Consider the following 11,835-nt stretch of genomic DNA (forward strand, 5'->3'; position numbering starts at 1 on the left):
TACGGGGTGCAGATGCCAGATGCAACCAATACGGCGGACGGAGTGTGGCGTGGCCCTGTTTGACCTCCTAGCCGGCCGCCCCGAGGACGTGGCTCCTCGGCTCCTAGGCGCCACCGTCCGACACGTGACCGATGAGGGGCCCGTGTCACTCGTCTTGACTGAGACCGAGGCATACGGGGGAGAGGCTGACCCGGCTTCGCATGCGTGGCGGGGTCGCAGGCCGCGCAACCTCAGCATGTACATGCCCGCCGGGCACGCGTACATCTACCAAACTCGCCATCACCTCGCGCTCAATGTGGTCACGGGGCCGCAGGACGAGGCGTCAGCCGTCCTCCTGCGCGCCGGCAGGGTGACGGAGGGCGAATCCCTAGCTCGTGCCAGCAGAGGCCCGCAGATCGCCGCACAGCGCCTCGCCCGTGGTCCCGCCAACCTCGCCCGATCCCTCAGCCTCACACTCGACCTCGACGGTTTAGACCTGATGGGGGAGGGGCCGCTCACTCTGACGTTGGGTGATCAGGTGGCCCGGATTGATGTAGGTCCACGAGTTGGCGTGACCCGCGCTCAAGATGTCCAGTGGAGGTTCTCAGTCCCGGGAGACTCGACGGTCTCTGCCTACAGGCGTGCGAGCCTGCGCTAGGAACTGAGCCGCCCCCGAGAGCCGTCAGGCCATGCCTGTGGATTTGTCTCGCCTGACCTGTGGTCGGGCGGGCTTAAGATGGCCCTGGAACGCGATGGTTACACCGATGTAGTTCACGTGACCGGTTCGGTTGTGCCGTCGGGTTCCGCGCGGCAACGCAAAGCCCCGACCTCGGGGTGAGCCGACTGCCGGGGCGATGCTTCATCGTGGTGGATGAGCGAGTAACCCGGGTGATCGGGATCAAAACTGGACGGAGCGAGGACTCCATTCGGTCGCGTGCGTCGGACATCGGCGTCAGCCTCAAGCCCACGAACCAGTCCCCGTACGGCACGAAGAAGCGCTGACGCGCAGGGCCTCCATGAGCACGTGGAGGTCTGACGCGCAGCGACCGCGCCCCCGACCATGACGGCCGGGGGCGCGGTCGCGTCAGCGTCAAGGGGCGGTCACTCCAAGGGGCTTGGTGGCGACTACCGCAGCGGGGTCCAGCCCGCAGTCGGGGCACGCCATAGCGTCGGACGGACCCTCGATGTAGTTGAGCCGCTCGGCACTGGCCGTCGTCTCGACCACGTGGCCGCAGTACAGCCGGACTCGCCATCGCATAACGGGCCGAGGTTGCAGCCGGTGTCGCAGCCTTATGGCCCTGATGAGCTCGATGGCATCCTGCACGTCCACCCCGCGTACCTCGCCAAGGCGCCAACCTCGCGCGGACTGTCCGACCTGGCCCTTAGCATCGGTCCCCCAACGGCGACCTGCGAGGAATGCATGACTCTCTCGAAAGATCAGCTCGACAAGCATGAGCTGTGGTCGACGATCGGTCAGGTGCGACCCAAGATCGCCAGCGCACTGGGCAACGCGGACGAGACCGAGGCTCAGCGACTGGCCGAGTGGCAACACGCCCTCACGTTCACCGAGCGCCTCAAGGATGTGGAGCCGTGGCGGTTTCCCGATGCCGCGACGCCACCTCCGACGACGGCGACGCGGCGGACGGGGGTGCGGGCCATCCGGCCACTCTGGCAGAGGGTCAGCCGGCGTCGGCGAGGATGCGCCGCAGCGTGCGCCGCATGACGTCGGCCAGTGGGTGGCGACGGGGTGTGTAGTAGGCGAGGGCGCCGAGCGCCTGCTCGAGCGCATTGGCCCGGGCCCGCTCCCACGTCGCGTCGTCGGGGGCCAGCCGGGCCCGGAAGCGTGCTCGGGCCCGGGGCCCGAGCACCGCCCACGCCGGGACGAGGTCGAGCGCCGGGTCGGCGGTCGAGAGATAGCCCCAGTCGATGACCGCGGACAGCCGACGCCCGTGGAGCAGGAGGTTGCCGGGGATGAGGTCGCCGTGGCTCAGGACGTACGGCACATCGTCGTCGGCCGCGTCGGGAAGCGCGTGGAGGAGCCGCCGCACGGCCGCCACGTCGACGTCGTCCGGCAGCGGGCCGGAGGCGCCCTCGAGCCACTGGTGGGCGCGCTCCAGTACCCCGGCGAGCGGGCCGCCGCGGCGACCGGTGTCGCGCGCGGGCACGTCGGGGTGCACCCCGTCCCGGAGGGCGAGCACGGCGTCGGCGAGGTCGTCGGCGAGGTCGGACCCGTGGGGGTCCTCGACCGCCTCCCGGGCCGCCCACGCGTCCCGGCCCCCGAGCCAGCGGAGCACGGCCCACGGGTGCGGGTAGCCCGCGGCGGGCGTCCCGACGTGCTCGACCTCGGGGACGGCGACGGTCAGGCGCGGCGCCAGCCAGGGCAGCCACCCCACCTCGCCGGCGAGGCTCGCGGCTGCGGCCGGGGTGCGGGGCACCCGGACGAGGTGCCGGGCGCCGAGCCGGTACACCGCGTGGTCCGTGCCGGTCCCGGCGACGGCGCGCAGGGGCAGGTCGGCACCCGCGGGCCACTGCTCGCGCAGCAGCGCCCGCACCACCGCGGGGTCGGTGGCGTCCTCCTCGTCGTGGATGCGTCGCACGGGCCCATCCCACCCGCTGGTGTCTGCGGCGTCCACCGGGTTGTGCCGTGGCAGGCTGGGCCTGCCGGCGGCCGCCGGCAGGGACCCCGGCGGAAGGACGTGGCGCGTGACCGACATCCTCGACGAGCTCCAGTGGCGGGGGCTGGTGGCCCAGACCACCGACGAGCCCGCGCTGCGCCGGGCACTCGCCGAGGGGCCGCTCACGGTCTACTGCGGCTTCGACCCCACGGCGCCGTCCCTGCACTTCGGCAACCTCGTCCAGCTCGTCGTCCTGCGTCGCCTGCAACGGGCCGGGCACCGGGTCATCTGCCTCGTCGGCGGCTCGACCGGCCTCATCGGCGACCCCCGCCCCACCGCGGAGCGGATGCTGAAGACCAAGGAGCAGACCGCCGAGTGGGTCGCGCGCATCGAGGAGCAGGTGCGCCCCTTCCTCGCCACCGAGGGCGAGAACCCGGCCGTGGTCGTCAACAACCTCGAGTGGACCGAGGGCCTCTCGGCGCTCGACTTCCTCCGGGACGTCGGCAAGCACTTCCGGGTCAACCAGATGCTGCGCAAGGACGCCGTGGCGGCCCGGCTGGCCAGTGACGAGGGGATCTCGTACACGGAGTTCAGCTACCAGCTGCTCCAGGGCCTGGACTACCTCGAGCTGTACCGGCAGTACGGCTGCACCCTGCAGACCGGGGGGAGCGACCAGTGGGGGAACCTCGTCGCCGGCGCCGACCTCATCCACCGCGTCGAGGGGGCCTCGGTGCACCTGCTGACGACCCCGTTGCTCACCGACTCCGGCGGGGAGAAGTTCGGCAAGAGCGCGGGCAACGCCATCTGGCTCTCGGCCGACATGACGAGCCCGTACGCCTTCTACCAGTACTGGCTCAACGTCGAGGACGCCTCGGTCGCCCGCCTCCTGAAAGTCTTCACCGACCTCGACCCGCAGGAGGTGGCCGAGCTGGAGCGCGCTCTGGCGGAGGAACCGTGGAAGCGGGCTGCCCACCGTGTCCTGGCCAGCGAGGTGACGACCCTCGTGCACGGCGCCGAGGCGACTGCCGCGGTGCGGGCGGCGAGCGAGGCCCTGTTCGGGCGGGGGGACCCCAGAGCGCTCGACGCCCGGACCCTGCGCGACGCCGCCGCCGAGCTGCCGAGCGGTCCGGTCACGGTGGGGATGGCGCTCGTCGACGTCCTCGTCGCCGTCGGCCTCGCCGACTCCCGCAACGCGGCTCGGCGCACCCTCGGCGAGGGTGGGGCGTCGGTCAACGGGCAGAAGGTGGCCGACCCGGAGGCGACGCTGGGTCCGCGGGACGTGCTGCCCGGCGGGGTGGTGCTCCTCCGCCGTGGACGCAAGAGCCTCGCCGCCGGCCTCGTCGCCGACGCTCCGGCAGAGCCCGACGACGTGAGCCGAGGCTGAGAACGGGTTCGACTGTCACACAGGCGCTTTCGTCGGCAGACGGCAGGCCTCGGGCCGCCGGGGGGCAGCCGATTTGTGTTCCGCGGCGCCGGTCCTCTAATGTTCTCGACGTCAGCCCGAGAGGGAGGAACGGACACCAAGCGGCAGGGCCGAACAGCCCCGCACCAAGTAGGCCGGTCCCACGAGCTGGCCCCTGGCTCTCGCAGGTGGCTCCGAGCGCTCGACGCCCGAAGCGACAGGTGGAACAGGCGCCCGCAAGGGTGCTAGAGTGAGGGCCCTCGCGAAGATCCAAGCGCGATCGAACCGCCCGCTCCCGCAGCGGAGCACGGATTTGACGCCCAAGCATGGACGCGGGTAAGTTTGAACAGTTGCTTCCAGCGACTGGGAGAACACCGGAAGTAGCCCCGACGACACGCTCGCTGAGCGCGGCGTTGGTGCGCGTCCGAACCTTGAGAACTCAACAGCGTGTCAAAAATCGATGCCAATAACCTCGTCGCATCGCGCCGATCACCGACCGACGGTCGGGGAGCGGTCAGATGCACGAAAATCCTTTGGTTGACAACGAACAACAGCGAAAGCGAGTTGTTCGTGCTCAGCCAGTGAAACAACCCTCCAAGGGTACCGATTTCCCGGTCTCGTATCGGGAGTCATACATCAACGGAGAGTTTGATCCTGGCTCAGGACGAACGCTGGCGGCGTGCTTAACACATGCAAGTCGAACGGTGACCCTCGGAGCTTGCTCCGAGGTGATCAGTGGCGAACGGGTGAGTAACACGTGAGTAACCTGCCCCAGACTCTGGAATAACCCCGGGAAACCGGAGCTAATACCGGATACGAGACGGAGAGGCATCTCTACCGTCTGGAAAGTTTTTCGGTCTGGGATGGACTCGCGGCCTATCAGCTAGTTGGTGAGGTAATGGCTCACCAAGGCAACGACGGGTAGCCGGCCTGAGAGGGCGACCGGCCACACTGGGACTGAGACACGGCCCAGACTCCTACGGGAGGCAGCAGTGGGGAATATTGCACAATGGGCGAAAGCCTGATGCAGCGACGCCGCGTGAGGGATGACGGCCTTCGGGTTGTAAACCTCTTTCGGCAGGGAAGAAGCGAAAGTGACGGTACCTGCAGAAGAAGCACCGGCTAACTACGTGCCAGCAGCCGCGGTAATACGTAGGGTGCGAGCGTTGTCCGGAATTATTGGGCGTAAAGAGCTTGTAGGCGGTCTGTCGCGTCTGCTGTGAAAATCCGGGGCTCAACCCCGGACTTGCAGTGGGTACGGGCAGACTAGAGTGTGGTAGGGGAGACTGGAATTCCTGGTGTAGCGGTGAAATGCGCAGATATCAGGAGGAACACCGATGGCGAAGGCAGGTCTCTGGGCCATTACTGACGCTGAGAAGCGAAAGCGTGGGGAGCGAACAGGATTAGATACCCTGGTAGTCCACGCCGTAAACGTTGGGAACTAGGTGTGGGTCTCATTCCACGAGATCCGTGCCGCAGCTAACGCATTAAGTTCCCCGCCTGGGGAGTACGGCCGCAAGGCTAAAACTCAAAGGAATTGACGGGGGCCCGCACAAGCGGCGGAGCATGTGGATTAATTCGATGCAACGCGAAGAACCTTACCAAGGCTTGACATATACGAGAACGCGTCAGAGATGACGTTCTCTTTGGACACTCGTATACAGGTGGTGCATGGTTGTCGTCAGCTCGTGTCGTGAGATGTTGGGTTAAGTCCCGCAACGAGCGCAACCCTCGTTCTATGTTGCCAGCGCGTTATGGCGGGGACTCATAGAAGACTGCCGGGGTCAACTCGGAGGAAGGTGGGGACGAGGTCAAATCATCATGCCCCTTATGTCTTGGGCTTCACACATGCTACAATGGCCGGTACAGAGGGCTGCGAAACCGCAAGGTGGAGCGAATCCCAAAAAGCCGGTCTCAGTTCGGATTGGGGTCTGCAACTCGACCCCATGAAGTCGGAGTCGCTAGTAATCGCAGATCAGCAACGCTGCGGTGAATACGTTCCCGGGCCTTGTACACACCGCCCGTCAAGTCACGAAAGTCGGTAACACCCGAAGCCGGTGGCCCAACCCTTGTGGAGGGAGCCGTCGAAGGTGGGACTGGCGATTGGGACTAAGTCGTAACAAGGTAGCCGTACCGGAAGGTGCGGCTGGATCACCTCCTTTCTAAGGAGCACTGGTCGCGCAAGCGATCCAGAGCCTGGCCACCGGCGTACGCCCGGTGGCAGGTGCTCAAGGGTGGAACATCGATTAGTTGGCACCGTGACCGCACGGTCGACAAGTACAGCTCCTTCGGGAGAGTGGAACGTCGCCGCGGGGCCCCGGTGCCTGACACGTTGTTGGGTCCTGAGGGCTCGGGCGCACAAGCGCCCCACCTCATGGGCCGCGAGGCCTGGACCTCGTCACGGACGAACCGCCGGAGTGATCCGCGCAGGCGCCGAGACTGCACGAGGGACCGCCCGTATGTTGAGAACTACACAGTGGACGCGAGCATCTTAAATCTTTGTGGCTCAAGTTTATAAGGGCACACGGTGGATGCCTTGGCACCAGGAACCGAAGAAGGACGTAGGAATCTGCGATAAGCCTCGGGGAGTCGATAACCAGACTGTGATCCGAGGATTTCCGAATGGGGAAACCCGGCTGGAGGCAAGTCCAGTCACTCCCACCTGAACACATAGGGTGGGTAGAGGGAACGTGGGGAAGTGAAACATCTCAGTACCCACAGGAAGAGAAAGCAACCGCGATTCCGTGAGTAGTGGCGAGCGAAAGCGGAACAGGCTAAACCTCATCTGCGTGATAGCTGTCAGGCGTTGCAGGTGAGGGGTCGTGGGACTTCTCGGTCAGTACTGACATGCTGACATGGAGTCAAAAATTCGCGTCATAGTCGAAGGACATTGAAAGGTCCGGCACAGAGGGTGCTACCCCCGTAGACGAAATGGCGCGAACTCCAGAGAACCATCCCAAGTAGCACGGGGCCCGAGAAATCCCGTGTGAATCTGGCGGGACCACCCGCTAAGCCTAAATATTCCCTGGTGACCGATAGCGGACAAGTACCGTGAGGGAAAGGTGAAAAGTACCCCGGGAGGGGAGTGAAATAGATCCTGAAACCGCGTGCCTACAATCCGTCGGAGCCTCCTTGTGGGGTGACGGCGTGCCTTTTGAAGAATGAGCCTGCGAGTTAGTGCTCAGTGGCGAGGTTAACCCGTGTGGGGAAGCCGTAGCGAAAGCGAGTCCGAACAGGGCGAATGAGTCGCTGGGTCTAGACCCGAAGCGGAGTGATCTACCCATGGCCAGGTTGAAGCGACGGTAAGACGTCGTGGAGGACCGAACCCACTTAGGTTGAAAACTGAGGGGATGAGCTGTGGGTAGGGGTGAAAGGCCAATCAAACTCCGTAATAGCTGGTTCTCCCCGAAATGCATTTAGGTGCAGCGTCACGTGTTTCTTACCGGAGGTAGAGCTACTGGATAGCCAATGGGCCTCACCAGGTTACTGACGTTAGCCAAACTCCGAATGCCGGTAAGTGAGAGCGTGGCAGTGAGACTGCGGGGGATAAGCTCCGTAGTCGAGAGGGAAACAGCCCAGATCACCAGCTAAGGTCCCTAAGCGTGTGCTAAGTGGAAAAGGATGTGGAGTTGCATTGACAACCAGGAGGTTGGCTTAGAAGCAGCCACCCTTTAAAGAGTGCGTAATAGCTCACTGGTCAAGTGATTCCGCGCCGACAATGTAGCGGGGCTCAAGCACACCACCGAAGCTGTGGCATTGACACTTTGCCCGGCCGTGACACCTGCGGGTCCACGGTCCAAGCGTGTCGATGGGTAGGGGAGCGTCGTGCGGCCAGGGAAGCGGCGGAGTGATCCAGCCGTGGAGGCCACACGAGTGAGAATGCAGGCATGAGTAGCGAATGACGGGTGAGAAACCCGTCCGCCGAATAACCAAGGGTTCCAGGGTCAAGCTAATCTGCCCTGGGTAAGTCGGGACCTAAGGCGAGGCCGACAGGCGTAGTCGATGGACATCCGGTTGATATTCCGGAACCGGCGAAGAACCGCCCATGACGAACCTTCTGATGCTAAGCGCCTGAAGCTCTTGTTCTGATCCTTCGGGTGACGACCTGAGTGGAGCGCGCGACCCGAGGTTGTAGTAGTCAAGCAATGGAGAGACGCAGGAAGGTAGCCTCCGCGTGGCGATGGTTGTCCACGTCCAAGGGTGTAGGGAGCCGGATAGGCAAATCCGTCCGGCACATATCCTGAGACCCGATAGTGACCGCGAATGCGGGAAGCAGGGTGATCCTATGCTGCCTAGAAAATCTTCTAGCGAGGTTCTAGCCGCCCGTACCCCAAACCGACTCAGGTGGTTAGGTAGAGAATACCAAGGCGATCGAGTGAATCGTGGTTAAGGAATTCGGCAAAATGCCCCCGTAACTTCGGGAGAAGGGGGGCCCGGACCCTGAAGGAGCTTGCCTCCTAGGGTGAAGGGCCGCAGAGACCAGGGAGAAGCGACTGTTTACTAAAAACACAGGTCCGTGCGAAGTCGCAAGACGATGTATACGGACTGACGCCTGCCCGGTGCTGGAAGGTTAAGAGGACGGGTTAGATCTTCGGGTCGAAGCTCAGAATTTAAGCCCCAGTAAACGGCGGTGGTAACTATAACCATCCTAAGGTAGCGAAATTCCTTGTCGGGTAAGTTCCGACCTGCACGAATGGCGTAACGACTTCTCCACTGTCTCAACCGCGAACTCGGCGAAATTGCACTACGAGTAAAGATGCTCGTTACGCGCAGCAGGACGGAAAGACCCCGGGACCTTTACTATAGCTTGGTATTGGTGTTCGGTACGGCTTGTGTAGGATAGGTGGGAGACTGTGAAGCATGCACGCCAGTGTGTGTGGAGTCAACGTTGAAATACCACTCTGGTCGTTCTGGATATCTAACCTCGGTCCGTGATCCGGATCAGGGACAGTGCCTGGTGGGTAGTTTAACTGGGGCGGTTGCCTCCTAAAATGTAACGGAGGCGCTCAAAGGTTCCCTCAGCCTGGTTGGCAATCAGGTGTCGAGTGTAAGTACACAAGGGAGCTTGACTGCGAGACAGACATGTCGAGCAGGGACGAAAGTCGGAACTAGTGACCCGGCGGTGGCTTGTGGAAGCGCCGTCGCTCAACGGATAAAAGGTACCCCGGGGATAACAGGCTGATCTTGCCCAAGAGTCCATATCGACGGCATGGTTTGGCACCTCGATGTCGGCTCGTCGCATCCTGGGGGTGGAGTATCTCCCAAGGGTTGGGCTGTTCGCCCATTAAAGCGGTACGCGAGCTGGGTTTAGAACGTCGTGAGACAGTTCGGTCCCTATCCGCTGTGCGCGTAGGAAACTTGAGAAGGGCTGTCCCTAGTACGAGAGGACCGGGATGGACGAACCTCTGGTGTGTCAGTTGTCCTGCCAAGGGCACCGCTGATTAGCTACGTTCGGAAGTGATAACCGCTGAAAGCATCTAAGCGGGAAGCACGCTTCAAGATGAGGTTTCCATGGGACTTGTCCCGAGAGGCTCCCGGCTAGACTACCGGGTTGATAGGCCAGATGTGGAAGTGCAGCAATGCATGTAGCTGACTGGTACTAATAAGCCGACAACTTGACTCACACTTAAAGATTTTCGTGTGCTCGCGTCCACTGTGCAGTTCCCGAGATACGGTCGGGAGGCCTACGGTAAGTAGGCACGACACATCTCCATAGAGTTTCGGCTGTCATAGCGAAGGGGAAACGCCCGGCTCCATTCCGAACCCGGAAGCTAAGCCCTTCAGCGCCGATGGTACTGCACTGGTGACGGTGTGGGAGAGTAGGACGCAGCCGGACATACTTTCCAGAAAGGGCCCGTCGTTCGCGACGGGCCCTTTCTCATGCTCGGGGCCCGGCGGTGGCGGCATCCCGCGCTGCCTAGACTGACCTCGGGCCCGCCGTGGCGAGAACCGGGCCCGCCGTGACGAAAGAGGACCGACTGTGGCCGAGCACCGAAACCCTTCCCCCCGCGACCGGGGGGGTGAGCGGCCCCGGCGAGCCGCCGGCCCGCGCACCGGGCGACGTCGCGACGAGCGCGGGGGGCGGCCGGGCGGGGAGCGCCCGGCAGCGGAGCGAGCCGGCGTCGCGCCGCGGGGCGGAAGCCGGCTCGCGGCCAAGGGGCCGCGGCTGCCGGAGCCACGCGTCCCCGAGGAGGTCACCGGACGCGAGCTGGACCGCGCGGTGCACCACCAGCTGCGCACGCTCTCGAAGGAGAACGCCGACGGGGTGGCCAAGCACCTCGTCATGGTGTCGGTGATGCTCGAGGCCGACGAGCTGGACGCCGCGCTGGCGCACGCCGAGACGGCGGTTCGCCGCGCGGGGCGCGTCCCGGCCGCGCGGGAGGCCCTGGGCATGGTGGCGTACCGACGTGGGGACTTCGCCCGGGCCCTGACCGAGTTCCGTACCGTGCGGCGGCTTAGTGGCTCCGAACACCTGCTGCCGCTCATGGTCGACTGTGAACGCGGGCTCGGGCGACACACGCGTGCCCTGGAGCTCGCCTCCTCGCCGCAGGCTCGAGCGCTGACCGGCGCCGAGGCGCTCGAGCTGGCGATCGTCGTCTCCGGGGTGCGCCGGGACCTCGGACAGCTCGACGCCGCCCTCCTGGCCCTCCAGCTGCCGGCGTTGACGCGGCGGGGGGGTGCGGGCGTCCACCGGCTCCAGTACGCCTACGCGGACACCCTCCTCGAGCTGGGGCGGGTGGACGAGGCACGGGACTGGTTCCAGCGGGCCCTCGACGGTGACACCGACGACGAGACGGACGCCGCGGAGCGGCTCGAGGAGCTCGACGGCGTGGTCGTGGAGGACCTCGGCGAGGGAGCCGAGGAGCCCACCGCCGACGAGGGCGACGGTCCTCGATGACCGCCCTCCTCGAGCGGTACGACGCGGTCGTCTGCGACCTCGACGGCGTCGTCTACCGGGGGACGGACGCCGTGCCGCACGCCGTGGAGACGCTGAGCGCGCTCTCGGCCCCGGTGGTCTACGCGACGAACAACGCCTCGCGCACCCCGGGGGCGGTCGCCAGTCATCTGCGCGAGCTCGGGTTGCGCCTCGGGTCGGCGGACGTCGTGACGAGCAGCCAGGCCGCCGCCTGGCTGCTGCATGAGCACGGGGTGAGCGAGGGGGGCATCGTGCTCGCAGTCGGCGGTGAGGGGGTGACGGTCGCGCTGAGCGAGGCCGGCTTCCGCGCGGTCCGGCGCCCGGAACCGGGGACGGGCGCCCCGGTCGCCGTCGTCCAGGGGTACGGGCGTGACGTCAGTGCCGCGGACCTGGCCGAGGTGGCGTACGCCGTCGCGGACGGGGCCACCTGGGTGGCGTCGAACACCGACCTCACCCTACCGACCGAGCGCGGGACCGCCCCCGGCAACGGGGCACTCGTGGCAGCGGTCGCGGAGGCGGTGGGTCGTGGCCCCGACCTCGTCGCGGGCAAGCCGGAGCCGCCGCTCTACGCGCTGGCCGCGCACCGGCTCTCGACCGACACCGCGCGTGTGCTCGCGGTGGGCGACCGCCTCGTCACCGACGTCCTCGGGGCCCGGCGGGCCGGCACCGACTCGCTCCTCGTCCTCACCGGCGTCGACGACCTGGACGCGGTGCTCGCCGCGCCGGCCGACCACCGGCCGACGCTCCTCGCGCCCGACCTGCGCTGGCTGTGCGAGGACCCGGCCGCCGGTGAGCCGTCCCTGGAGGAGCTGGCCGCGGCCGTCCGGCGTGCGCACGAGGCACGCGACGCCGGAGAGGACGAGAGCGCCGCCCGGCTGGGCGAGGAGGCCCACCGACTGCTGGACCGGCTGGCCGACCGGTAG

6 protein-coding genes and 3 rRNA genes are annotated in these 11,835 nt (G+C 65.5%); 8 read left to right on the top strand and 1 reads right to left on the bottom strand.

Going from position 1 to position 11,835, the window contains the following annotated elements; all coding sequences use genetic code 11:
- The first annotated feature begins 19 nt into the window (after positions 1 to 19).
- Complete coding sequence (locus tag G8D98_RS01075; protein WP_166097965.1) at positions 20 to 637, top strand: DNA-3-methyladenine glycosylase; 618 nt, start codon at positions 20 to 22, stop codon at positions 635 to 637.
- Between the two features lie 621 nt (positions 638 to 1,258).
- On the top strand, positions 1,259 to 1,702 hold the full coding sequence (locus G8D98_RS01080) for a hypothetical protein (protein ID WP_166097968.1): 444 nt from the start codon (positions 1,259 to 1,261) through the stop codon (positions 1,700 to 1,702).
- Here G8D98_RS01080 and G8D98_RS01085 read toward each other — a convergent pair.
- Complete coding sequence (locus tag G8D98_RS01085; RefSeq protein ID WP_166097970.1) at positions 1,659 to 2,576, bottom strand: phosphotransferase; 918 nt, start codon at positions 2,574 to 2,576, stop codon at positions 1,659 to 1,661. The two genes, G8D98_RS01080 and G8D98_RS01085, sit on opposite strands and share 44 nt — an antisense overlap.
- Before the next feature lie 106 nt (positions 2,577 to 2,682).
- Between G8D98_RS01085 and tyrS the strand changes: the two genes are divergently transcribed.
- The 6 genes from tyrS to G8D98_RS01115 all read left to right on the top strand — a co-directional run bounded on the left by tyrS (position 2,683) and on the right by G8D98_RS01115 (position 11,835).
- A complete protein-coding gene (tyrS, locus tag G8D98_RS01090) occupies positions 2,683 to 3,978 on the top strand; it encodes a tyrosine--tRNA ligase (protein WP_166097975.1) in 1,296 nt (431 codons plus the stop codon).
- Positions 3,979 to 4,632: 654 nt separating this feature from the next.
- Positions 4,633 to 6,158: ribosomal RNA gene (locus tag G8D98_RS01095) — 16S ribosomal RNA — on the top strand.
- Positions 6,159 to 6,500: 342 nt separating this feature from the next.
- Positions 6,501 to 9,619: ribosomal RNA gene (locus G8D98_RS01100) — 23S ribosomal RNA — on the top strand.
- A 96-nt stretch (positions 9,620 to 9,715) separates the two neighbouring features.
- Positions 9,716 to 9,832 (top strand): 5S ribosomal RNA (gene rrf / locus G8D98_RS01105).
- Together the 16S, 23S and 5S rRNA genes form the textbook arrangement of a ribosomal RNA operon.
- 144 nt (positions 9,833 to 9,976) lie before the next feature.
- Positions 9,977 to 10,894 (top strand): tetratricopeptide repeat protein, encoded by a 918-nt coding sequence (locus tag G8D98_RS01110; RefSeq protein ID WP_229661716.1) that lies wholly within the window; start codon positions 9,977 to 9,979, stop codon positions 10,892 to 10,894.
- Positions 10,891 to 11,835: an HAD-IIA family hydrolase gene (locus tag G8D98_RS01115; RefSeq protein ID WP_166097978.1), complete on the top strand. Its 945-nt coding sequence runs from the start codon at positions 10,891 to 10,893 to the stop codon at positions 11,833 to 11,835. Before G8D98_RS01110 ends, G8D98_RS01115 begins: the two co-directional genes overlap by 4 nt.

Source organism: Phycicoccus endophyticus (assembly GCF_011326735.1).
Classification (GTDB): Bacteria; Actinomycetota; Actinomycetes; order Actinomycetales; family Dermatophilaceae; genus Phycicoccus; species Phycicoccus endophyticus.

Coding starts and splice junctions, on each gene's coding strand:
- G8D98_RS01075 (WP_166097965.1), top strand. CDS start 20: ATGCAACCAATACGGCGGACGGAGTGTGGCGTGGCCCTGTTTGACCTC.
- G8D98_RS01115 (WP_166097978.1), top strand. CDS start 10,891: ATGACCGCCCTCCTCGAGCGGTACGACGCGGTCGTCTGCGACCTCGAC.